We start from the raw sequence: 22,062 nt of genomic DNA, 5'->3' as shown, positions 1-22,062 counted from the left end.
TCATCGATGGCCGCGGCGGTTCCGGCCCGCTGAGCGGCGATAGTCGGACGGTCGAATTCAGCCATGACGAATAAATCCCTTTCCTGGCGACGTGACGGGCGCTCCTCCGAGCCTCTGCCGTCGATCACACAATATGAGGGCGAGCCCCGCACAATACAAGACGTCCAGACCTCACCTTAACGTTCCCTAATGTCGCAGTTCTTCAACGCTTTATCCGCGCCTCTTCGCCTCACGAGACAGGCACCCCCTGCATTGCATGCCGGCTGTCTTGCAGCAGCCATCCAGCGTCGCTAGGTTCGGGATGTAGATGGGCGCGAATCACGCGTTCGTCGCGGCAAAGGGAGGGTCACATGCCCAGGCTCTTTACCGGAATCGAGGTCCCGCCAGAGGTGGGGCTGGCCCTGTCGCTGAAGCGCGGCGGCCTGTTCGGTGCCCGCTGGATCGACACCGGCAACTATCACATTACCTTGCGCTTCATCGGCGATGTCGATCACCATGTGGCGAGCGAAGTCACCGACATGCTCGACCGGCTGGCCGACAGCGAGGCCTTCACCATCAAGCTGGACCACCTCGGCTCGTTCGGCGGCAATACGCCGCGCGCCTTGTTTGCCGGCTGCTCGACCAATGCCGCCCTGCTGCGGTTGCAGGCAGCGCAGGAGCGGGTGCTGCAGCGCTGCGGTCTTGCGCCCGAGGGCCGGAAATTCGTGCCGCACGTGGCGCTCGCCCGGCTGCGCGGCGTTTCCGCCGAAGAGGTGGCGCGCTTCATCGCCTTTTCCGGCCGCTTTACCCCGCTGGAGTTCAAGGTCGGCCGCTTCGTTCTGTTCTCATCGCGGGATTCGGTCGGCGGCGGGCCCTATCTGGTCGAGCAGACCTACCCGCTGGCGGCTTGAGACGGGGCCTGCCGTTAACGCTTCCTTCACCATGCGGGCCCAAACAGGATTTTCGGCGATTTGGCGCGTCAAATTGCCGACACGATTGCCGCTAAGGTCGCCACTAACTCAAAATGCGCGGCCGGTTTGAGACCCTGGTAACCATACCGTGGCACCATGCTCGGCGCTGGTTGCGCAACTTCAAGGATGTTAGGGCGATGACATCATCTCGTTTGGCATTGGCTGCCCTGGTTGCCGGAAGCGTCTGCTTCGCACTGGCGGCCACACCTGCCGGCGCTCAGGAAATCAAGCAGCTCGGCACGTTCAAGTCGTGGACCGCCTGGACCGGCTCGGACGCCAATGGCCCCATGTGCTACATCTCGGCCCAGCCGGAAGACTGGAGCCCCAAGGAAGTGAATGGCAGCCCGGTACGGCGCAGCCCGATCCACTTCCTGGTGATCAACCGCAAAGGGCTCGGCACCAAGAACGAAGTGCAGACCCAGGTCGGCTACCCCTTTGCCGCCAATGCCAATGTCACCGCGACGGTCGACGGCAAGACCTTCCCCATGGTCACCGAGGGCGAGGCCGCCTGGCTGGCCGTCGAGGCCGACGAGGCGACCTTCGTCGAAGCGCTGAAGGCGGGCACCAAGCTCACCGTCAACGGCACCTCGCAGAAGGGCAACAAGATGTCCGACAGCTACAGCCTGTCGGGCGTTACCGCTGCACTGGGCGAAATCAGCAAGGCCTGCACCTGAAAGCTCGACACGAGGGCGTGAACTTCACGCCTTCCTGAGCGTTCGGCGATTGATGCCATCAGGCTTTGCCTGCTACCAACCGCCAACCCTTCGAGGCCCCGCTTATGAACTTCCGCGCTCTCCCGGTCATCGCCACGCTGCTCGTCCCCGCCTTGTCGGGTGCGGCCATGGCGCAGTCGGTCAAGCTGCTCGGCGAGTTCCGCGACTGGACTGCCTACACCGCCACCGAGGCGACCGGCCCGGTCTGTTTCGCCCTGTCGAAGCCCACCGAAGTGTCGCCCAGTCCGGACGAGTTCACCGAGGCCTGGCTTTACCTCACCAACCGGCCGGCCGAGAGCGTCCGCAACGAGCTGAACCTCGTCGCCGGCTTCATGTTTGCACCCGACACCCCGGCGACCGCCACGGTCAGCGGCCAGAGCTTCGAGCTCTTCACCGACAAGGACGCCGCCTGGCTGCTCAACCCCAGCGAAAACGACAACCTCGCGGGCGCGCTGCGGGCCGGCTCGACGGTGGTCATCGAAGGCACCAGCGACAAGGGCATCCGCATCGTCGAGACCTTCTCCCTGTCAGGCGCCACTGCCGCCAGCCGCGCTATCGAAAGCTGCACCGGCTAAGCTCATCGATCCGTCTGCCCACGCCGCCGCCGCCCGCAGCACGCAAGCCAGCCTCCCGCCCCCGTGTTTTGCGCAAACTTTGCGACTATGTTACAGGCCGCGCCCTAAGGAGCGTGGTCAGGGAAAGTTGTGAGACTATTCCTTCTCGACCGCGCGACCACCAAGCATGCGCACGCTGAGAGAGCCGCCCGCACATGAGTATCGCCCTCGACCTCGATCATCACGCCAGTCCGAAGCCCTTGGCCGACCGCCCGAAATCCGGTCGGACGTCGCTGGTCGGCCTGATGAAGCCTGAGTTGCGCGACACCCTGATGGGCATCGGCCTCGACGAGCGCGAGGCGAAGATGCGCGCGTCGCAGCTGTGGAACTGGATCTACCACAACGGCGTCACCGATTTCGACCGGATGACCAATATCCAGAAGGGTTTTCGGCAAAAGCTCGCTGATGCCTTCCTGCTCGACCGCCCCGAGATCGTCACCGAACAGATCTCGATCGACGGCACCCGCAAGTGGCTGTTCCGTTTCCGCGCCCCCAGGAACCCGCTGCTGCCGCCGGTCGAAGTCGAGACCGTCTACATTCCCGAGGAAGACCGCGGCACGCTCTGTGTCTCCTCCCAGGTGGGTTGCACGCTCACCTGCTCGTTCTGCCACACCGGCACGCAGAAGCTGGTGCGCAACCTCACCGCCGGCGAGATCCTCGGCCAGATTCTGATGGCGCGCGAGCGGCTGGGCGATTTCCCCGGCGGCGTGCGCCCCAATGACGGTGGCCTCGTGCCGGCGCCGCGTGGCTCCGGTGGTTCGGAAGGCGACAGCCGCGCCATCACCAACGTGGTGATGATGGGCATGGGCGAGCCGCTCTACAACTACGACAACGTCAAGCAGGCGTTGCTGATCGCCTCCGACGAAGCCGGCATTTCGCTGTCGAAGCGCCGCATCACGCTTTCGACCTCGGGCGTCGTGCCGTTCATCGAGCCGACCGGCCGCGAGATCGGCGTCATGCTGGCGATCTCGCTCCACGCCGTGCGCGACGAGCTGCGCGACATGCTGGTGCCGATCAACAAGAAGTATCCGCTCAAGGAGCTGATCCAGGCCTGCCGCGATTACCCCGGCCTTTCCAATGCCCGCCGCATCACCTTCGAATACGTGATGCTCAAGGACATCAACGATTCCGATGCCGATGCGCGCGAGCTGGTGCGGTTGCTGGCCGGCATTCCGGCCAAGATCAACCTGATCCCGTTCAACCCCTGGCCGGGCACCAACTACGATTGCTCGAGCTCGTCGCGCATCGAGCGCTTCGCCGACATCGTCAACAATGCCGGCTATGCCAGCCCGGTCCGCACCCCGCGCGGCCGCGATATCTTCGCGGCATGCGGGCAGCTGAAGAGCGAAACCGAGCGGCTGACCAAGAAAGAGCGCGACGCGCTCACCGCCTGAGGCGCGAGGGTCTGGCATCAAGCGGGTGCGCGCCGCCGGGCGGGCACGAAAAGCACGGCCGCACCGGCGAGGCAGAGGCCTGCGCAGACCGAAAAGATCGACCAATAGCCGAATGCTTCGGCGAACAGGCCCGTGCCCAGCCCCGATAGCAGGCCGCCGGCGCTCATGGTGTTGCCGAACAGCGCCGAGGCGACGCCGGCCCGGCCGGGCAGCAGTTCCTGCACGTAAGCCATCCCGACGACGCTGAGGATCCCGATTCCGGCAGCGCGCAGAATCTGCCCCAGATAGAGAGACAGCAGGGTCGGCCAGACGATCGCCATGATGAAATAGCCGGCAAACAGCAGGAAACCGAAAGCCAGCAGACCGACACTGGCCTTGCGCATCGGGCGGATGACGAACAGCCCCATCACCAGCACCTCGAGTGCCGCGCACAGGCTGAACAGCAGTCCCACATCGGTTTCGGTGCCGAGCTCACGGGCAACCACGATCGACATGGCGTTCGAGCCCATGAACATCGAGGTGTGGAAAGCCGTCATGGCGATGACTGCCGGCGCTGCGGCCAGTACCACGCCGAGCGTGATCTTCTGCCGCTCTTCGGTCGCTGCAGGGACCACTTTGATCCGGCTCGCGAACACCACCACCAGAGCCAGCGCCGAGAGCAGCGCCGCGCCCACATAGACGCCGGTAAAGCTCCAGCCTGCCACCAGCGCCGCGCCGATCGCCGGCCCGATGGCCCAGCTCAGCGACGAGGCGACCCTGAGGCTTGCCATGCCGCGCGACACGGTCTCGCCGCCGACCCGGTCGAGATAGCCCTTGGCCATGGCGAACATCAGCGCAAACGAGGCCGAGCTCGGCCCGAACAGAGCAACTGCAACCGCGATCAGCATCCAGCTCTGCGTCAGCGCCGCGCACAGCCCGAACGCGACGACCTTGGCTCCCAGCGAGACGATCAACGGCCAGAGCACCGGCCGCCGGTCGTGCAGGTGCCCGAACACCGTCGTCACCGCAATGCCGGAGATCGCCGACAGGGTCAGGAACGCACTGAGCTCCAGCGGGCTCATGCCGATCTTTTCTACCGCCAAAAGCGCCATGTAGCTGAACCCGACCGCCTCGGCGAGCACCGAGCAGAGGATCGCCAGCAGTGCCGGCGTGAACGATGGCACCTTGAACAGCGCAAGGCTGGAGCTGAGCGACACGGCGGAACCTCGTCACGCCCATTGGCGTGAGTTGAAGGGCGAGACGGCGGGGTGATACAACTAACTGGCCCGCCACGGCGCGGCAACCACGGCGCGGTGCCCTCCGGCACGTCTGATCCGGCCTGTCTCGGAGCGTTTTCAGGAGAAGTTGTGACACTTCTCCGGTTCGAAAGCGCGACAAACGGGAATGCTGGTGACGCCTCCCTTCATCGGAGCCCAGCCATGCCCATCCAGATCAAGCGTATGCAACCCGGCGACGAACTCGACATTGCCGAGGTTGCGCCCGACGTGTTCGACGAACCGATCCATCCCGAGCGGCTTGAAGCCTACCTGCTCGAGCCCGGCCACCTGATGCTGCTCGCCTTCGACAATGGCGTGGTGGTCGGCCAGTGCGCCGCCGTCATCCACCGCCACCCCGACAAGGTCACCGAGCTCTATATCGACGAGGTCGGCACCGCCTCGACCCATCTGCGCCAGGGCATCGCCACCCGCATGGTCGAAGCGATGTTCGCCTGGGGCCGCGAACTCGGCTGCCGCGAAGCCTGGCTCGGCACCGAACTCGACAACCTCGAGGCCAACGGCCTCTACACCAAGGTCGGCGGCAAGGGCGAGAAGATGATCTACTACGAGTTCGAGCTTTGAGCAGAGCGATCGCTGGTGCGGGCCGCCCCCACCCCTTAATCCCTCCCCGCAAGCGGGGAGGGAAACGATAGAACCGCGATACTGGTGTGAGGGTCTCCCTCCCCCTTGCGGGGAGGGGACAGGGGTGGGGGCAGCCGGCACCGGGGCCGGTGCTTCGTCTGCTACCCTCACTCCTCGCCGCGCAGCCACTCCAGCTTGTGCCGGCCCTGGCCGGGATCGCCCAGCAGTTGCGCCAACGCCGGCAGCAGGATTCGCAGCTCGCCCTCGAGCGTGAACGGCGGGTTGACGAGGATCATCCCTGAGCCATGCAGCCGCGGCGGGTTGGAGGCCGGGCGGATGCTGAGTTCGGCTCTGAGCATCCTCGTGATGCCGGTATCGCGCAGCGCCGAGATGAAGTCGTGCACGGCCCGGGTGTCCTTCAGCGGATACCACAGTGCGTAGACGCCGGTGGCGAACTTGCCGTGCGCCTTGACCAGCCCATCGACCAGCCGCTCGAACTCGCCGCGCTCCTCGAACGGCGGATCGACCAGCACCAGGCCGCGCTTCTCCTTGGGCGGCACATGGGCGTTGAGCGACAGCCAGCCATCGAGATGGATCACCCGCACCTGCACATCGCCCTCGAACAGCTTGCCCAGCCGCTCGGCATATTCGGGGTGCAGCTCCAGCGCCGACAACCGATCCTGCGGCCGGAACAGTTTTCGGACCAGGAGCGGTGAGCCCGGATAGGTCTCGAGCTTATCGTTGGGATTCAGCTCGGCGATCACCTTGAGATAGGGCTCGGCCAGCACCTGCGCCTTCTGCGGCAGCCCGCCCTGCAGCAGCTTGCCGATGCCGTCGGCCCACTCCGGCGAGCGCTTGGCGATCGCGCCGGTGAGGTCGTACCTGCCGATCCCGGCATGGGTATCGATCACCCGGAACGCCGCATCCTTCTTCTTCAGGTACTCGACCAGCCGGGTGACGATGAGATGCTTCATCACATCGGCAAAATTTCCGGCGTGGAAGGCGTGCGAGTAATTCAATGTCTTGCCTGTGCGGTGAGGATGGTTGCGGCGAATGCCGTAAAGATCGCGGCAAAGCTCCAGTTCAGCGCGCGCTCCACCCACTTCGAACGCCGGAACGCCGCAGCCAGCCTTTCGGCGGCAAACACGATCAGGAAGCCGAGCGGGATCGACAGCACCACGAACTGCGCTCCGAGGAACAACAGTTTGCCTGCCGCGGCCGGATCATGCGCTTCGACGAACTGCGGCAGGAAGGTCACGAAGAACAGCACCACCTTGGGGTTGAGCAGGTTGATGCCGAGCCCGGTGGCAAAGCTCTGCCACAGCGTCGGCACTTTCTTTGCCGCCTCGGTGAGCCGCAGCCCGCCGCCATGGGCGATCGCCTGCCAGGCCAGCCAGATCAGGTAGACCGCCCCGGCAAGCTTCAGCGCCATGAACAGCGGCGGTGCGGCGAGGATCAGCACCGAAATACCGAAGGCGACCAGCGTGGTATGCACCATGATGCCGGCCATCGCCCCGAACATTGCCGCCAGCCCATGCGCCCGGCCATAGTTGATGGCGCGGCTCATCTGCAGCGCCATGTCCGGGCCGGGCGTGATCATCAAGACGAAGGTGGCGACGGCAAAGGCCAGCATCACCGGCAGGTCGGGAATGAAATCGGGCATGGCGCAACACCTGTGGGTTCACCCGTCTTTGACACGACGTTAGCCGGCTTGCCAGCCCCATCGCCGACGCGGCACAACGGGTCATGTCCACGTCGCTGGTTTTCCCGATCGCTGCCGATGCCCTGCCACGGGTCGCGGCGCTGGCCTATCGCATCTGGCCCGAAGCCTTTGCCGGCATCCTGCCGGCCGACCGCATCCCCGGCATGCTCGCCGAGATCTATGCGCTCGAAACGCTCGAGGCCGACATCGCCGAGCGCGGCCACCAATATTGGCTCGCCACCTATGACGGCGGCGACGTCGGCTTCGCTTCGGCCTACCGCGCCGATGGCCGGGTCTGGATCAAGAAGCTCTATTTGCTTGCCGAAACCCGCGGGCTGGGCCTCGGCAAGGCGCTGATCGCCACCGCCCACGCCCATTTCGGTGCCGCGCTGCCCCTCGCTCTCTACGTCAATGACGGCAACGCTTCCGCCATCGCCTTCTACCGCTCGCAGGGGTTCGAGGTGGAACGGCATGTGCCGGTGCAGATGGGGCCGTACCAGTTCACCGACTATGTGATGGTGAAGCCGGGCAACACTGGAACCGCGAGCCCGGTGGCTGTGGCCCCCCACCCTTGATCCCTCCCCGCAAGGGGGAGGGAGACGCATACTGAGATGTCCGTGTGAGGGTCTCCCTCCCCCTTGCGGGGAGGGGACAGGGGTGGGGGTCAACCCGCACCGGCTTCAGAGCGTCCTTCGACCTGCCTCGCCCCGGCTCAAGCAAAAGCAATCGCAGCCCCGGCGATGGGCGACCGCTTCCTGCTGCGTATGCAAATGCGTGTTACTGCGTGGCCAACCGCTAGGCATTTCTTGCCGGTCGGCGCGTCGGCTTCTTGCTGATTTGCGCACTAACGCCTAGCAAAGCTGATCTTTAGTTCTCATTAACCATAAAATACTGACACTTCAGGCCAGTTTCATCGCGTACCCGGAGTAGAGTCATGCGAGTACTTGCCGTAGCAACTACCCTCGGCCTGTTGGCGGGTATCGTGCCTGCCTCGGCCCAGTCCGTTAATCTCGACTTCACCGGCACCGTTATTCCCGGCTGCACCCTCAGCGCCGGCGATGGCGGCACCCTCGGCCTCGACTACTCGACCGGCACGACGCTTGGCTCCGAGGAGGCCGGCGGCGACGCCGCCCACGTAACGATCCTCTCGATCGGCGCCAACACGCTGACGGTCGGTGCCCCCACCCGCACCGGCCAGGCTGGCGGCTATGTCGCGACGGGCGAGGCGATCGAGGTGAGCTATACCGGCGCCACCGGTCTCTCCTCGATCACGCAGGCCTATACGCCCAGCCAGACGACAAATCCCATCACCACCATCGCCGCATCGGTGCTGACGGTGCACAACCGCATCACCAATCCGAACGGCTTTCCGAATGGCAACTACTCCACGCGGACGGTCGTCACATGCGCCCCGTGAGCCGGCTCGGCGCCAGAGTTGTCGCCTTGGCGGCCACGTTGGCGCCGCTGCCAGGGCTCGCCTGCTCCATCAGCCTGCCGGCATCGGGCACGCTCAGGAACTCGATGAGCAACACCGTGCTCGGCTCGCAGGTCAACGGCAACACGCCGGCGACGGTGACCATGGTGCTGCCGCTGCTCTCTGGCGTCTCGGTGACCGTCAATGCGCCGACGGTCATCCAGTCCCCTCCCGGGTACAACGCCGCGATGGAAACCCGCGAGGTCGCCTACACCGCCGCGGTGATCGGGCTGATCCAGCTGGCCAACCAGGGCTACACCAGCGCGGCCACCAACTTTTCGACCGGACTGCTCGGCGCCGTCACCCTGACCATGACCGTGCACAATCGGGTCAACAATCCCAACGGCTTTGCCCCCGGCACCTACACCACGAGGACCCTCGTCACATGTCACCCCTGAAGGCCGGCATTGCACCGCTGCTTTTGACGCTTGGGCTGGCGATTACCGCCCCGGCGCTCGCCCAGTCCCTGTCGCCGCTGGAAAAATCCGGTCTCACCCCATCGGATCGCAAGGCGTTCCGGCTGCAGGTCGGCAACCCCTACGAGCGGCGCATGACCTTCGCGCTGCTGCCGATGCTGCCCGATTACGCAACCTCGGCCAAAGGTGTGGTGGTCAAACCGGCCGAACTCACCCTGGGCCCCGGTATTACCCGCAACATCATCGTGACGTTCGACATCGATCCAGCAAAAAAGGAGCGGACAATTGCGCTCTGTGTCATGCCCAAGGCCATTGATAGCCCGATCCTTCCGCGCGTGTGTGGTCTCTATACTGGCCGCATGGCCGGTCGCGGCAGCTGACGGCTTGCTGCTGCCGCCCCCTCCGGTCGGGCCCGGCGGCGAGGATTCGATCACCACCTCCGAAGGGGTGCGCTGCAGCCAGTCGATCAACTCGTCGGGCGGCTACCTCGATCTCGGCATCGCCGGCGGCGATCTGTCGAGTGCCTACTCCAATTCCGGCTATGGCAACGACGATGATGGCGCGCCGCAAAGCGCTGTCGCCTATGCCCGCGTCATCATCCCGCTCGGCGAGGCCCCGACCCGGCTCAACTGCGCCCGCCTCTACGAACTCGAAATCCAGAAGCTGAAAGCTGAAATCGAGATGCTGAAAGTGGGGTTGGAATAGCGGCGCCTCGGCTTAAAACCATCTTAACTGCGCTTCGCTAGCGTTCCCCGCTGATTATAGGATTTTGAGGGGGCCTGATCAGAAGTGAAGGCGCTATCGGCCGATTCCGCTCGTAAAGCCGCCGATGCGTTGCTGCTCGATGCTGCACTGCAATCGGTCCCCTACGGCTTCTGCGTCTGGTCGCCCGAATTCAAGCTGGTGATGTTCAACCAGCATTACCTCGATATTTACGGCTTCTCGGCCCGCCGCGTCCGCAAGGGCATGACCCTCGAAGCGGTAGTGAAGCTGTCCGCCGAGATGGGCAACCACCCCGACCAGTCGCCCGAAGAATTCCTCGCTGCCTACAAGTCGGAACTGCTGGCCAATCGTGGCGGCGCCCGCTCCAAGGTGCGCGAGCGCGTGGCTGGCGAGCGCTGGCTGGAGACGGCGCACGTCTATTCGCCCGGCCTCGGTTGGGTCATCACCCACGAGGACGTCACCGAAGAGATCGCCTCCTCCGAGATCATCCAGAAGCGCAAGCGCGAACTCGAGCGCCAGAACATCCGGCTCGATGCGGCGGTCAACAATATCAGCCAGGGCCTGTGCATGTACGACCTCAAGGGTCGCCTGGTGATCTGCAATCAGCCCTACCAGCGCATCTACAACCTGCCCGAGCACCTGCTGAAGCCCGGCACGCAGCTCGACGATATCCTCGGCCACCTGTTCGACGAGGGCATGCAGGCAGGCGCCAACCGCGAGGATTATATCCGCTGGCGTCGCGAGGTGATCGCCCGCGGCGAGTACGGCAAGAACATCCACGAACTGAACGGCCGCACCATCATGATGCAGCACCATCCGATGAAGGATGGCGGCTGGGTCACCACGCACGAGGACATTACCGAGCAGCGCCAGCAGGAAGAGCGGATCCGCCACCTCGCCCGCCACGACGCCCTGACCCAGCTGCCCAACCGGGTGCAGTTTCTCGAGGAGATGGCCGGTACCGAGCCCGGCCTCGCGCGCGGCGAACACATTGCAGTGCTCTGCATCGACCTCGACCACTTCAAGGCCGTCAATGACACGCTCGGCCACTCGCTGGGCGACAAGCTGCTGCAGCAGGTTTCGGCGCGCCTGTGGGGCGCCACCCGCGAGAACGACCTGCTGGCCCGGCTCGGCGGCGACGAATTCGCGCTGCTGCTGCGTGGCGTCGATAAGCCGGCGGAGGCCGCGGCCATTGCCGAACGCATCGTCAAAGCCATGGCCAACCCCTTCACCATCGATGGCCACCAGCTGGTGATCGGCACCTCGGTCGGCATCGCCATGGCACCACAGGATGGCGAGACCTCGGAGATCCTGATGAAGAACGCCGACCTGGCGCTCTACAAGGCCAAGAACGAGGGCCGCTCGACCTACCACTTCTTCGAATCCGGCATGGATGCGGCGATCCAGAAGCGGCGCAGCATCGAAGCCGGGCTCCGGCTGGCGCTGGCCAAGGGCGAACTGCGCCTGGTGTTCCAGCCGCTGGTGGGGCTGAAGGAGAACCGCATCACCTGTCTCGAGGCGCTGTTGCGCTGGGACACTGGCGAGCGCGGCACCATCTCGCCCACCGAGTTCATCCCCATCGCCGAGGAAACCGGGCTGATCGTCCAGATCGGCGAGTGGGTGCTGCGCGAGGCCTGCCGTACTGCCGCCGGCTGGCCGGCCGGCGTCCGTGTCGCGGTGAACCTCTCGCCGGTGCAGTTCAAGAACAAGCGGCTGTTCGAAACGGTCGAGGCGGCTTTGCGCGATACCGGCCTGCCGCCGACCCGGCTCGAGCTCGAGATCACCGAGTCGCTGCTGCTCTCGGACAACGAGCCCACCCTCAAGACCCTGCACAAGCTGAGGGCGCTGGGCGTGCGCATCTCGATGGACGATTTCGGCACCGGCTATTCTTCGCTGAGCTACCTGCGCAGTTTCCCCTTCGACAAGATCAAGATCGACCGCTCGTTCATGCGCGATCTGAAATCGAAGGGCGACAGCCTTGCCATCATCAAGGCGGTGATCGGGCTCGGCCAATCACTCGGCATGTCGACCACCGCCGAGGGCATCGAGACCGAAGAGCAGCTGAGCGCAGTGCGCGACCAGGGCTGCAACGAAGTGCAGGGTTTCCTGTTCTCGCCGCCGGTCAGCGCCCAGGCCGTGGCCGAGATGCTGGCCGATGAGGGCCAGCAGCGCCCAAAACTCCGCCGCGTCTCGTAGTTTTTTGGCTTCGCCTGCTCACGCGTTGCTGCCTGGCGGCAACTGACTCATGTACCGCCGCCTGCCGGCGCATGATCAGAAGGACCATCCCATGCCGTTCCGCCCCTCGGAGACCTGCCTCGTCTATCACTCCGCCGATCTCGATCGCACCGCACGCTTTTATCGCGAGGCCTTCGACATCGACTTCGAGAAGCGCGGCAGCGGCCGCGACGCCTTCCTGTTCGCCCGCCTCGGCCCGGATTTCTCCATCAGCTTCAACCAGGGGCAGCCCGAGGTGGGCAAGAGCCCGATCATGACCTTCACCCTTGCCGATGGCGGCATCGCCGATGCGGTGTCGGCGCTGGCGGCCAACGGCGCCACCATCGTCGCCCCGGTCGGTGCCGCCCCGCAAGGCCACGGCGCCGTGCTGCTCGACCCTGACCGGCACCGGCTCGGCCTCTACCAGCCGGCAAGCAAGCCGCTGTCGCTGCGCTGACCGTTTCGCCGAAGCTATTGCGAGCGTCGCCCGGCCTTGGCACCTTCCGCGCGGGAGGATCGGATCGTGCGACGAGCGACCTATGAGCAGCTGCTGGTGGCGGCGCGACGGCATTCCCGCCGCGCCGACGAGGCCGACGATCTGGTGCAGGAGGCACTGCTCGAGGCGATCAAGGCCGGCCGCACCGACTTCGAGACCGCGCTCACCATTCGTTGGCTGGGCGGCGTCATCCGCAACAAGGCTCGCCTCGCCGCCCGCGGCGCCGGCCGCCGCCGCCTTCGCGATACCGCCTGGCATGAGACCCGTACTGCACCGCCAATCGGTGACGACACCCCGGTCGCGACCCTGCTGAGCGGCCTGCCGCCAGCATTGAAATCCGTCGCCGCCCTGGCGCTCAGCGGTCATGATCGCCGCGAGATCGCCTACCTGCTGCGGCTCGACGATGTGACGCTGCGCCAGCGCATCTCAACCCTCGGCAAGCGCCTGCGGGCTGCCGGGCTCGAGTTGCCCGCGGGCACGCCCGGCCTCGGTCTCAATCTCGCTTACGGCCGCATCCGAGACGCCTTGCTGCCCGCCCTGCTGCGTGAAGGCGGGGTATTCGCTTCGCACGATCCGGATGGTCACCTGTTCATCGTGCGGCGGGCACCGCAGCGCTAGGCGGTCAGGATTCTTCGCCGCCCTTGCTCACATTGCGCCTTTCGGCGGCAACCAGTCATGTAACCACCCATCAGGAGCCAAGATCATGATTCCGAAACCGCATCGCGCCAGCACCGTCTACTACGTCGCCGACATCGCCCGCACCGAGCGCTTCTACAACGAGACGCTCGGCATCGAACTGGCCCGCATGGAGGGCGCCGAGCCCTATTGGCTGCAAGGTTCGCTCGACAAGGGGCTCGAGATCATCTTCTTTCAGATGGACGGCTCGCGCGGCAGCTCGCCGGCGCTGATCTTCGACCTGGCCGAAGGCGGCATCGACGATGTGGTGGCGGCGCTCGTCGCCCAGGGCGTCACCATCGTCACCCCGGTGAGCGAGGCACCCGGCGGCTGGAGCGCTGACTTTCTGGATCCGGATGGCTTTGGCCTCGGGCTCTACCAGTCGGGCGACAAACCGCGATCGCGGAAGGGCTGAGCGCCGACCCAGATGACCGCGAGGTGCGCGCGCAAACGTGCGCGCACCTGATCTGTTCCCGGAAATGTTAGGCAAATCAACGTGATGGCTCTGGCCGATCACAAGCGCCGCGGCGCTGAAACTCTCCCTCTCCACCCCCGTAGCTGATCACAGCGTCGTAATCGAAACGCGTGAAGCCTCGCTTCGCGAGATGGAGAAATCTTATGCTCGTTCACTATGACCGCAGCCGCAGGCGGCTGCTGAAGTGGTCTGCCGCATCGGCGGCCGGTGTCGCCCTTTCGGGCGTCATTATGCCGAACTTCGGCATCTCCGCCGCGCTCGCAGCCGACCTGGGCGAGGGCGATGTCGGCGTCCTGAACTATGCCTACGCGCTCGAGCAGCTCGAAGCCGCCTTTTACACCATGGTTGTCGACAGCCCCTATGCCGACATCAACGATGACGAGAAAGCCATCCTTACCGATATCCGCGATCATGAAGTCGAACACCGCGATTTCCTCAAGGAAGCGCTGGCAGCCGGCGCCATCCCGGACCTCGAGGTGGATTTTTCCGCCGTCGATTTCACCAGCCGCGACAGCGTGCTGGGTACCGCAATGGTGTTCGAGGATCTCGGCGTCGGCGCCTATAACGGGGCCGGCAAGCTGCTCGAGAATGCCGATTACCTGCTCAACATGAACAGCGTCTCGTTCGCCGGCGACGATGTCGTCGACAAGAACGGTCTCGACGTGGCCTACGCGCCCACCGAGGTGCTGCCTAAGGCGGATCCGTTCATCAAGACCGACGTCACCGCCAACGCGTTCATGTGAGGAGAGACAAGATGACGCTCAACCAGAACACGCTCCTCTCCGGCGTCGACCCGGAGATCACCGAACGGCTCGTCGCCAACCGCCGCGAGTTCTTCCGGTCGTCGGCGCTCAAGCTCGGCGCCCTTGCAAGCGCACCGCTGCTGCTCGCTGCGGCGTCGCAGCAGGCATTCGGCCAGGATCTTCCCGCCGAAATAACCGACGTGCTGTTGTTCGCGCTGACCCTCGAGCATGTCGAGGACGCCTTCTACCGCTCGGGCCTCGAAGCGAAGGGCCTGATCCCCGAGCAGTATGTCGGGGTCTTCAACCAGATCGGCAAGCACGAGGCCGAACACGTTGCCTTCCTTTCGGCGGCGCTCGGCCCCAAGGCAATCGACCGCCCCAAGCTCGACCTCACTGCCGGCGGCAAATATGCCGACGCCCTGACCAACTTCGAAACCTACCTGACCTTGAGTCAGACCTTCGAAGACCTGGGCGTCGCCGCCTATAAGGGACAGGCCGGCAACCTGATCTCGAATGACGACATCCTTACGGCGGCCCTGCAGATCCACTCGGTCGAGGCGCGGCACGCCGCGATGGTCCGCAGGATCGGCGGCAAGAAGAGCTGGGATGGCGCCTTCGACGAGCCGATGTCCAAGGAGGACGTCCTCGCCGCTGCAGCCCCCTTCCTGGCCTAACCACACCGTTGGCCGCTCCTCTCGAGCGGCCAACGATCTCGCTTCCCGTCACTTTGCGCGACTGCGACATCTGCCACTGTCGATCCGGCGGCCGGCCATTCGTCGCAACAGCGAGGGTGCTTTCCGGGCGCTAACGCGCTGGGTAACCGGGGAGCGCCCTCACCCTCGACGAGCAGCCGCAACGCAGCTATTCGGCGAATTGTCTTGAGAATGTGACCCTTGTCCGATATGGGGCGCGGCTAATCTCCCAAAAGTCCGATCGGCCGCCCCTCATGTCTTTGCGTAACATCGCAATCATTGCTCACGTTGACCATGGCAAGACCACCATGATCGACGTCCTGCTCAAGCAGTCCGGCTCGTTCCGCGACAACCAGCGCGTCGAAGAACGTGCCATGGACAGCAATGACCTCGAACGCGAGCGCGGCATCACCATTCTCGCCAAGGTGACCTCGCTGGTCTGGAAGGACACCCGCATCAACATCGTCGATACGCCCGGCCACGCCGATTTCGGCGGCGAGGTGGAGCGCATCCTGTCGATGGTCGATGGCGTGGTGATCCTCGTCGACGCCGCCGAGGGCCCGATGCCGCAGACCAAGTTCGTGCTCGGCAAGGCGCTGGCCCAGGGGCTTCGCCCGATCGTCGCGATCAACAAGATCGACCGCCCGGACGAGCGCCACCTCGAAGTGCTCGAAGAGATCTTCGATCTGTTCATCGCGCTGGACGCCACCCCCGAGCAGCTCGATTTCCCGGTGCTCTACGGCGCCGCCAAGCTCGGCTGGATGTCGGAAAAGCCGGAAGGCCCAAAGGACTCGCTCGCCCCGCTGCTCGACAAGGTGCTCGAATACGTGCCCGAACCGAAGGTGGAAGAAGGCCCGTTCCGCATGCTGGTCACCACCATCGAGCGCAACCCGTTCCTCGGCCGCATCCTCACCGGACGCATCACCTCGGGCACGGTCAAGGCCGGCGACCCGATTCACTCGCTCGGTCGCGACGGCAAGGTCGTCGAAAAGGGCCGCGTGTCGAAAGTGCTGGCCTTCCGTGGCCTCGAGCGCACCCCGATCGATCTCGCCGAAGCCGGCGACATCGTCGCCATTGCCGGCCTCGAGACCTCGACCGTCGCCGACACGCTGGTCAACCCGTCGGTGACCGTACCCCTGCCCTCCAAGCCGATCGATCCGCCGACCCTGTCGGTCACCTTCCGCATCAATGATGGCCCGCTGGCCGGCCGCGAAGGCGACAAGGTGCAGTCGCGCGTCATCCGCGAGCGCCTGTTGCGCGAGGCGGAAGGCAACGTCGCCATCCGCGTCACCGAAGGCGACGACAACGATTCGTTCGACGTCGCCGGCCGCGGCGAACTGCAACTCGCCGTGCTGATCGAGAACATGCGCCGCGAAGGCTTCGAGCTCACCATCGGCCGCCCCAAGGTGGTGATCCGCGAAGAGGACGGTGAAAAGCTCGAGCCGATCGAGGAAGTGATCATCGACGTCGATGACGAGCACACCGGCGTCGTCGTGCAGAAGCTCACCGAGCGCAAGGGCGACCTGGTCGACATGCGTCCCTCGGGCGTCGGCCGCTCGCGCCTGCGCTTTTACGTGCCCACCCGTTCGCTGATCGGCTACCAGCCGGAACTGCTGTCCGATACCCGCGGCACTGCCATCTTCAACCGCCTGTTCCACGGCTACCAGCCGTTCAAGGGCGCGCTGCCGGGCCGCCGTACCGGTGTGCTGATCTCCAACGGCACCGGCCAGGCCGTGACCTATGCGCTGTGGAACCTCGAAGAGCGCGGCCCGATCATGATCGATGCCGGCGTCGACATCTATGAAGGCATGATCATTGGCGAGCATTCCCGCGAGAACGATCTCGAGGTGAACGCGCTCAAGGGCAAGCAGCTGACCAACATCCGCACCACGTCGAAGGATGAAGCGGTTCGCCTGACCCCGCCCAAGAAGCTCACCCTCGAACAGTCGCTCGGCTACATCGCCGACGACGAGTATGTCGAAGTGACGCCCAAATCCATCCGCCTGCGCAAGATCTGGCTCGATCCGAACGATCGCAAGCGCATGATGCGCGCCGCCAAGGCGAGCTGAGGCGCAGAAGGCCCCCTCACCCGGGCCTTCGGCCCGACCTCTCCCCCCCGGGGCGCTACCGCGTCCCCAGGGAGAGGTGACGAGGGGGCAAGATCGCGCCATAGCCCCACCTCTCCCTGGGGGGAGAGGTCGCCGCGCAGCGGCGGGTGAGGGGGCCTTTCTTTGGGAGCGAACCATGGCCAGCTGGATCACCCAGATCATCACCGACCTCGGCTATGTCGGGATCGCCCTGCTGATGCTGCTCGAAGCGGTGTTCCCGCCGATCCCCTCCGAACTGATCGTGCCGTTTGCCGGCTTTGCCGCCGGCCAGGGCGAGTTGAATTTCGTCGGGGTCATCGTCGCCGCCACCATCGGCTCCCTGGTGGGCATGTTGCCCTGGTATTTCGTCGGGCGCCTGTTCGGTCTCGAGCGGGTGAAGTGGCTGGCCGACCGGATCGGCCGCTGGTTCGCCTTCAATGCCGATGAGATCGACTATGCTGCCCGCATCTTCGACCGCTGGGGCAAGCCCATCGTTCTCGTGGGACGGCTGTTCCCGATCCTTCGCACCCTGATCTCGGTGCCGGCGGGCCTTGCGAAAATGAACTTTGCAACCTTCGCGCTGTTCTCGGCCATCGGCATGCTGATCTGGAACACCGTGCTGGTGAGCGCCGGGTACCTGCTGCACGAACACTACCACCTGGTCGAGAGCTGGCTCGATCCGCTGACCTGGCTGGTGCTCGTCGTGGTAGTCGGCCTCTATGTGTTCCGGCTCTTCACCTGGCGCCCGAGCCGGGCCAGCCAAAAAATCTGAGGTCCATGTCACACCGGCTGGGGGCTGGGTCGTCTTGTTATCGTGAGCATCACAATGACATGGAGACAATGATGACCAAGCGCGTGAACCTCTACGCCCATGTAAACCTGCTGCAGCCCTTCGTCGACTACTCGCACGCGGCTGCCGCCGAGTCCGGGCTCGAGCCGATCCTCAAGGAGCTGGTGAAGATCCGCGCGAGTCAGATCAACGGTTGCGCCATGTGCCTTATGCTGCACACCACCGAGGCGCGCCGGATCGGCGAAAGTGAGATGCGCATCTACCTGCTCGACGGCTGGCGCGAGGCGCAGCACTTCACCCCGCGCGAGCGCGCGGCGATCGCCTGGACCGAGGCGCTGACCAAGCTCGACCACTCCGCGATGGACGAGGCCTATGCCATGATCGAGGCCGAGTTCAACGAGCAGGAGCGCGTCTGGCTCAGCATGCTTATCGGCATCATCAACGTCTACAACCGCCTCAACATCGGGTTCCAGGTCAGCCCGCCGCGCTCGGCGCAGATCGCCGTGGCGGCGTAACCATGGATGCCGGGCGGGCCGATGCGGCCATCAGTTTCGTGCCCCATCGGCCCCGCCTCACCCGGGTGGCCTACCGCATGCTCGGCTCGGTCGCCGACGCCGAGGATGTGGTGCAGGACGCGTTCCTGCGCTGGCACACCACCGACCGCTCCGAGATCGAAAACGCGGAGGCTTTCCTCGTCCGTGTCGTCACCCGGCTCTGCCTCGACGTGCTGAAATCCTCCCGCCGCCAGCGCGAGACCTATATCGGCCCCTGGCTGCCCGAGCCGGTGGTTGAAAGCGAAGCCGACCTCGCCGAAGACGTCACCCTGCCGCTGCTCCTCGCGCTGGAGCGGCTCTCGCCGCTCGAGCGTGCCGCCTTCCTGCTGCATGATGTGTTCGGCATGGAGTTCGACGAAGTGGCCGGAGCCATCGGCCGCGACCCGGCGGCGACCCGCCAGTTGGCGAGCCGCGCCCGCCAGCATGTGCACGAGGCCCGGCCGCGCTTCGCCGTCGACCAGCGGCGCGGCATGGAGCTCGCCGAGGCGTTCTTCACCGCCTCGCAGACCGGCGATATCGCGCTGCTGAAAACCATGCTCGCAGCCGATATCACCGTCACTGCCGATGGTGGCGGCAAGCGCCCGGCCGGCCCGGTGCCGATCGTCGGCTTCGATGCCGTGGTGGCGCTGATGGAGCGCATGGCGCGCTTTTTCGCCAATGCGCCGTCACAGCTGGTGCGGATAGCGATGATCAATGGCCTCCCCGGCTATATCACGCGCGAAGCCGACGGCGTACTGCAGACCACGGCGCTCGAGATCGTCGACGGCAAGGTCGTCGGGCTCTACATCGTCCGCAACCCCGATAAGCTCGGCCACCTCGACGGCGCGGCGCTCAACTGAGCGCCAACCCACCATGCTGAAAGGCAAAATCGTCGCGCCCGCTTGCCGCTTGGCCCGCCGCCCCCTAAATAGGGCGGCGAACCCGAGAGGCCGACGATGACCTTTGCCATTCTGCAGACGCTGAGCTTCATTCTGAACATCGTCTGGTGGATCTTCCTGATCATGATCATCATGAGCTGGCTGATCAGCTTCAACGTGATCAACACCCGCAACCAGTTCGTCGCCTCGATCTGGCGCGTGCTGAACCAGATCACCGAGCCGATCCTGAAGCCGATCCGCCGCGTCATCCCGCCGATGGGCGGCCTCGACCTGTCGCCGCTGATCGTCTTCGTCATCATCTTCTTCCTGCAGAACCTGCTCGCCTCCTGGGCCGTCGGCCGCGTCATCTGACGTGACGCTGCCCTGGCGGGCCGAGCCGGACGGCGTGACGCTGTTCCTGCGCGTCACGCCCAACGCCGGTGTCGACCGCATCGAAGGGTCTGAGCGACGCGACGACGGCACCATCGTGCTCCGCCTCCGCGTCAAGGCCGTGCCCGACAAGGGCAAGGCCAATGCCGCCGTGATCGGGGTGCTGTCCAAGGCGCTCGACGTTCCGAAGTCGGCGATCACCCTGGTTTCCGGCGACACCGCTCGCCTCAAGACCCTGCGCCTCACTGGCGATCCCAGCGCACTGGCCGCCGCCCTCGCCAAGCTGGCCTAGAGCACTTACATTACGCTCAGCATCAAACGGAGCGTGTGATGAAGGTCTCCCGCGAACAGGCAGCCAAGAACCGTGCGCATGTTGTCGAGGTTGCCGGCACCGAGTTTCGCCGGCATGGCTTTGACGGCATCGGCGTCGCCGACCTGATGCAGGCCGCCGGGCTCACCCATGGCGGCTTCTATAACAATTTCGCCAGCAAGGACGCACTCGCTGCCGAGGCGGTCACCCGGGTCTTCGCCGAAACCACCGACCGCCTGCGCCAGCACGCCTTCGCTGCCGCCGATCCCTATGCCGCGATAGTCCGTTTCTACCTTTCGCCGGAGCATCGCGACTCGGTCGAGGCCGGTTGTGCCATCGCCGCGCTGGCGCAGGACGCCGCCCGCGGCAGTACGGCACTGCGCGCCGCCTTCGAGGCCGGCATCGCCGCCTATCTCGAGCTGATCGTCACGGCCACCGGCCTGACACGCCCCGAGGCCATGGCCGCCTACGCCACCATGGTCGGCGCCCTCACCCTTTCTCGAACCGTCACCGATCCGGCGCTGTCGGCCGGCATCCTGGCGGCCGCAGCGGACAGCCTGTTGGCCGGAAAAGAATCTTCTGCCGCAGCCTTGCACAGTTAAATTATGATCATCATGTAAATGGTGTCACGCCATTGCAGGAGATGATCATGGCCACACATCCCGGAACTGCCCTCGTCACCGGCGCCTCCTCAGGCATCGGCGAAATCTACGCCGATCGCCTCGCCGGGCGCGGCTACGACCTGGTGCTGGTCGGCCGCAACGCCGACAAGCTGCAGCAGCTCGCGACCAGCCTTGCCACGACCCACGGCATCAAGGTCGAGCGCATCGTCGCCGATCTCGGCGAACCCGGTGGTCTCACGCGCGTCGAGCGCCGTCTCGAGGCCGATCCGGCCATCACGCTGCTCATCAATTCCGCCGGGCTGATCGGCGGCGGTCCGCTGAGCGCCGGCCATCTCGATGAGCTCAGCAGCATGCTGAACATCAACGTCGTCGCGCTCACCCGCCTCGCCGCCGTCGCCGCCAAGGTTTTCGCCAATCGCGGCAGCGGCGCCATCGTCAACCTCGCCTCGGCCATGGCCTTCATCGACACCCCGGCGGCCGCGGCCTATGCCGCCTCGAAAGCCTACGTGCTGAACCTCAGCCTGTCGCTTGATCTGGACGTGAAGCCGAGGGGCGTGCAGGTGCAGGCGGTACTCCCCGGCTACACCCGCACCCCGATGATCTCCGGCGGCGCCGGCCTCCCCGCCGAGATCGTCATGGATGCCGACGCCATGGTCGATGCAGCGCTGGCCGGCTTCGACGCCGGCGAACTGGTCACCATCCCCTCGCTCGAATCCGTCGCTGCCTATGACGACTGGGCGGCGCGACGGGTGGCGTTACAGCCGCATCTGTCACTGTCGAAGCCTGCGTCGCGATATCTGGCGGCTTGACTGCTGGTCTGGCGCGGGCTGACCCCCACCCTTGCTCCCTCCCCCTAAACATGGGGAGGGAGACGACAGCCTCGATATTAGTGGAGGGGTCTCCCTCCCCTTTCTTAGGGGGAGGGGCCAGGGGTGGGGGTCAGCCTGCGCCGGGTTCTCGATTAATTCCGCCGCCCACCCCCATCGCCATCCCCCATTGCGCCACCTGCGGCGATTTGGCACAAGTTTCTCACGCGATCGCTGGGGGGCGAGGAGGAGCGGTTCGCCGCTGCAACTACGGAGCGTTCCCCGGTGACGTCACACCGAGGGAACATTCGTTATGACTCTATTGCTATGGGCGATCGTCGTCTGCGGTCTGCTCTCCATCGTTTACGGCGTCGTCACGACGCAAGGCCTGTTGAGGGCCGATGCGGGTTCGGCCCGCATGCAGGAGATTTCCGCCGCAGTGCGTGAAGGCGCCTCCGCCTATCTCCGCCGCCAGTACACCACCATCGGCATCGTCGGCGTGGTCATCTTCATCCTCGCCTTCATC

Annotated in this window: 28 protein-coding genes; 25 read left to right on the top strand and 3 right to left on the bottom strand. The window is 65.2% G+C overall.

Going from position 1 to position 22,062, the window contains the following annotated elements; all coding sequences use genetic code 11:
- Nucleotides 1–350 precede the first annotated feature (350 nt).
- The 4 genes from thpR to rlmN all read left to right on the top strand — a co-directional run bounded on the left by thpR (nucleotide 351) and on the right by rlmN (nucleotide 3,671).
- Nucleotides 351–890: an RNA 2',3'-cyclic phosphodiesterase gene (gene thpR, locus VGV07_RS16910; RefSeq protein WP_326869896.1), complete on the top strand. Its 540-nt coding sequence runs from the start codon at nucleotides 351–353 to the stop codon at nucleotides 888–890.
- Nucleotides 891–1,087: 197 nt separating this feature from the next.
- Nucleotides 1,088–1,624 (top strand): invasion associated locus B family protein, encoded by a 537-nt coding sequence (locus tag VGV07_RS16905; protein ID WP_326869895.1) that lies wholly within the window; start codon nucleotides 1,088–1,090, stop codon nucleotides 1,622–1,624.
- Between the two features lie 104 nt (nucleotides 1,625–1,728).
- Complete coding sequence (locus VGV07_RS16900; protein WP_326869894.1) at nucleotides 1,729–2,238, top strand: hypothetical protein; 510 nt, start codon at nucleotides 1,729–1,731, stop codon at nucleotides 2,236–2,238.
- Nucleotides 2,239–2,432: 194 nt separating this feature from the next.
- Entirely contained in the window at nucleotides 2,433–3,671 is a 1,239-nt protein-coding gene (rlmN, locus tag VGV07_RS16895) for a 23S rRNA (adenine(2503)-C(2))-methyltransferase RlmN (protein WP_326869893.1), read from the top strand.
- A gap of 17 nt (nucleotides 3,672–3,688) precedes the next feature.
- Here rlmN and VGV07_RS16890 read toward each other — a convergent pair whose 3' ends face one another.
- Nucleotides 3,689–4,867, bottom strand: a complete 1,179-nt coding sequence (locus VGV07_RS16890) for an MFS transporter (protein ID WP_326869892.1) — start codon at nucleotides 4,865–4,867, stop codon at nucleotides 3,689–3,691.
- Nucleotides 4,868–5,089: 222 nt separating this feature from the next.
- Here VGV07_RS16890 and VGV07_RS16885 point away from each other — a divergent pair, with 222 nt between their 5' ends.
- Nucleotides 5,090–5,509 carry a GNAT family N-acetyltransferase gene (locus VGV07_RS16885; protein ID WP_326869891.1) on the top strand — a complete coding sequence of 140 codons (420 nt, stop codon included), beginning with the start codon at nucleotides 5,090–5,092 and terminating at the stop codon, nucleotides 5,507–5,509.
- A gap of 167 nt (nucleotides 5,510–5,676) precedes the next feature.
- On the opposite strand, the gene VGV07_RS16880 is transcribed toward VGV07_RS16885, so the two are convergent.
- Complete coding sequence (locus tag VGV07_RS16880) at nucleotides 5,677–6,528, bottom strand: 23S rRNA (adenine(2030)-N(6))-methyltransferase RlmJ (protein WP_326869890.1); 852 nt, start codon at nucleotides 6,526–6,528, stop codon at nucleotides 5,677–5,679.
- The gene (locus VGV07_RS16875) at nucleotides 6,525–7,172 is read right to left on the bottom strand and encodes a LysE family translocator (RefSeq protein ID WP_326869889.1); all 648 of its coding nucleotides are present in this window, start codon (nucleotides 7,170–7,172) and stop codon (nucleotides 6,525–6,527) included. The genes VGV07_RS16880 and VGV07_RS16875 overlap by 4 nt, the downstream gene beginning before the upstream one ends.
- A gap of 83 nt (nucleotides 7,173–7,255) precedes the next feature.
- Here VGV07_RS16875 and VGV07_RS16870 point away from each other — a divergent pair, with 83 nt between their 5' ends.
- From VGV07_RS16870 to VGV07_RS16775, 20 genes are all read left to right on the top strand, one after another.
- Nucleotides 7,256–7,786 carry a GNAT family N-acetyltransferase gene (locus tag VGV07_RS16870; RefSeq protein ID WP_326869888.1) on the top strand — a complete coding sequence of 177 codons (531 nt, stop codon included), beginning with the start codon at nucleotides 7,256–7,258 and terminating at the stop codon, nucleotides 7,784–7,786.
- A gap of 359 nt (nucleotides 7,787–8,145) precedes the next feature.
- Nucleotides 8,146–8,628: a hypothetical protein gene (locus tag VGV07_RS16865; RefSeq protein ID WP_326869887.1), complete on the top strand. Its 483-nt coding sequence runs from the start codon at nucleotides 8,146–8,148 to the stop codon at nucleotides 8,626–8,628.
- Complete coding sequence (locus VGV07_RS16860; RefSeq protein ID WP_326869886.1) at nucleotides 8,616–9,083, top strand: hypothetical protein; 468 nt, start codon at nucleotides 8,616–8,618, stop codon at nucleotides 9,081–9,083. Before VGV07_RS16865 ends, VGV07_RS16860 begins: the two co-directional genes overlap by 13 nt.
- A complete protein-coding gene (locus VGV07_RS16855) occupies nucleotides 9,071–9,481 on the top strand; it encodes a hypothetical protein (protein WP_326869885.1) in 411 nt (136 codons plus the stop codon). Before VGV07_RS16860 ends, VGV07_RS16855 begins: the two co-directional genes overlap by 13 nt.
- Before the next feature lie 4 nt (nucleotides 9,482–9,485).
- The gene (locus VGV07_RS16850) at nucleotides 9,486–9,806 is read left to right on the top strand and encodes a hypothetical protein (RefSeq protein WP_326869884.1); all 321 of its coding nucleotides are present in this window, start codon (nucleotides 9,486–9,488) and stop codon (nucleotides 9,804–9,806) included.
- A gap of 84 nt (nucleotides 9,807–9,890) precedes the next feature.
- Entirely contained in the window at nucleotides 9,891–12,020 is a 2,130-nt protein-coding gene (locus VGV07_RS16845) for an EAL domain-containing protein (RefSeq protein ID WP_326869883.1), read from the top strand.
- Nucleotides 12,021–12,069: 49 nt separating this feature from the next.
- The gene (locus VGV07_RS16840) at nucleotides 12,070–12,495 is read left to right on the top strand and encodes a VOC family protein (RefSeq protein WP_326869882.1); all 426 of its coding nucleotides are present in this window, start codon (nucleotides 12,070–12,072) and stop codon (nucleotides 12,493–12,495) included.
- 66 nt (nucleotides 12,496–12,561) lie between these two features.
- Nucleotides 12,562–13,152 (top strand): RNA polymerase sigma factor, encoded by a 591-nt coding sequence (locus VGV07_RS16835; protein WP_326869881.1) that lies wholly within the window; start codon nucleotides 12,562–12,564, stop codon nucleotides 13,150–13,152.
- A gap of 85 nt (nucleotides 13,153–13,237) precedes the next feature.
- Entirely contained in the window at nucleotides 13,238–13,624 is a 387-nt protein-coding gene (locus tag VGV07_RS16830) for a VOC family protein (RefSeq protein WP_326869880.1), read from the top strand.
- Nucleotides 13,625–13,827: 203 nt separating this feature from the next.
- Nucleotides 13,828–14,427 (top strand): ferritin-like domain-containing protein, encoded by a 600-nt coding sequence (locus VGV07_RS16825; protein ID WP_326869879.1) that lies wholly within the window; start codon nucleotides 13,828–13,830, stop codon nucleotides 14,425–14,427.
- A gap of 11 nt (nucleotides 14,428–14,438) precedes the next feature.
- Nucleotides 14,439–15,101, top strand: coding sequence for a ferritin-like domain-containing protein (locus tag VGV07_RS16820; protein WP_326869878.1), 663 nt, complete (start codon nucleotides 14,439–14,441; stop codon nucleotides 15,099–15,101).
- 272 nt (nucleotides 15,102–15,373) lie between these two features.
- Nucleotides 15,374–17,188 (top strand): translational GTPase TypA, encoded by a 1,815-nt coding sequence (typA, locus tag VGV07_RS16815; protein WP_326869877.1) that lies wholly within the window; start codon nucleotides 15,374–15,376, stop codon nucleotides 17,186–17,188.
- Between the two features lie 175 nt (nucleotides 17,189–17,363).
- A complete protein-coding gene (locus VGV07_RS16810) occupies nucleotides 17,364–17,978 on the top strand; it encodes a DedA family protein (protein ID WP_326869876.1) in 615 nt (204 codons plus the stop codon).
- 71 nt (nucleotides 17,979–18,049) lie between these two features.
- Nucleotides 18,050–18,511: a carboxymuconolactone decarboxylase family protein gene (locus tag VGV07_RS16805; protein ID WP_326869875.1), complete on the top strand. Its 462-nt coding sequence runs from the start codon at nucleotides 18,050–18,052 to the stop codon at nucleotides 18,509–18,511.
- A 2-nt stretch (nucleotides 18,512–18,513) separates the two neighbouring features.
- Nucleotides 18,514–19,389, top strand: coding sequence for a sigma-70 family RNA polymerase sigma factor (locus tag VGV07_RS16800; protein ID WP_326869874.1), 876 nt, complete (start codon nucleotides 18,514–18,516; stop codon nucleotides 19,387–19,389).
- Nucleotides 19,390–19,485: 96 nt separating this feature from the next.
- Nucleotides 19,486–19,779 carry a YggT family protein gene (locus VGV07_RS16795; protein ID WP_326869873.1) on the top strand — a complete coding sequence of 98 codons (294 nt, stop codon included), beginning with the start codon at nucleotides 19,486–19,488 and terminating at the stop codon, nucleotides 19,777–19,779.
- 1 nt (nucleotide 19,780) lies between these two features.
- Nucleotides 19,781–20,089, top strand: coding sequence for a DUF167 family protein (locus tag VGV07_RS16790; protein WP_326869872.1), 309 nt, complete (start codon nucleotides 19,781–19,783; stop codon nucleotides 20,087–20,089).
- Between the two features lie 38 nt (nucleotides 20,090–20,127).
- Nucleotides 20,128–20,709, top strand: a complete 582-nt coding sequence (locus VGV07_RS16785) for a TetR/AcrR family transcriptional regulator (protein WP_326869871.1) — start codon at nucleotides 20,128–20,130, stop codon at nucleotides 20,707–20,709.
- 47 nt (nucleotides 20,710–20,756) lie between these two features.
- Entirely contained in the window at nucleotides 20,757–21,539 is a 783-nt protein-coding gene (locus VGV07_RS16780) for an SDR family NAD(P)-dependent oxidoreductase (protein ID WP_326869870.1), read from the top strand.
- A gap of 310 nt (nucleotides 21,540–21,849) precedes the next feature.
- Nucleotides 21,850–22,062 (top strand): sodium/proton-translocating pyrophosphatase (locus VGV07_RS16775; protein WP_326869869.1); only part of this gene is annotated, 213 nt, incomplete at its 3' end.

Source organism: Devosia sp. (assembly GCF_035944845.1).
Lineage (GTDB): Bacteria > Pseudomonadota > Alphaproteobacteria > Rhizobiales > Devosiaceae > Devosia_A.
Note: the sequence above shows the minus strand (reverse complement) of the source record. Positions and strands in the feature narration are given on the sequence as shown.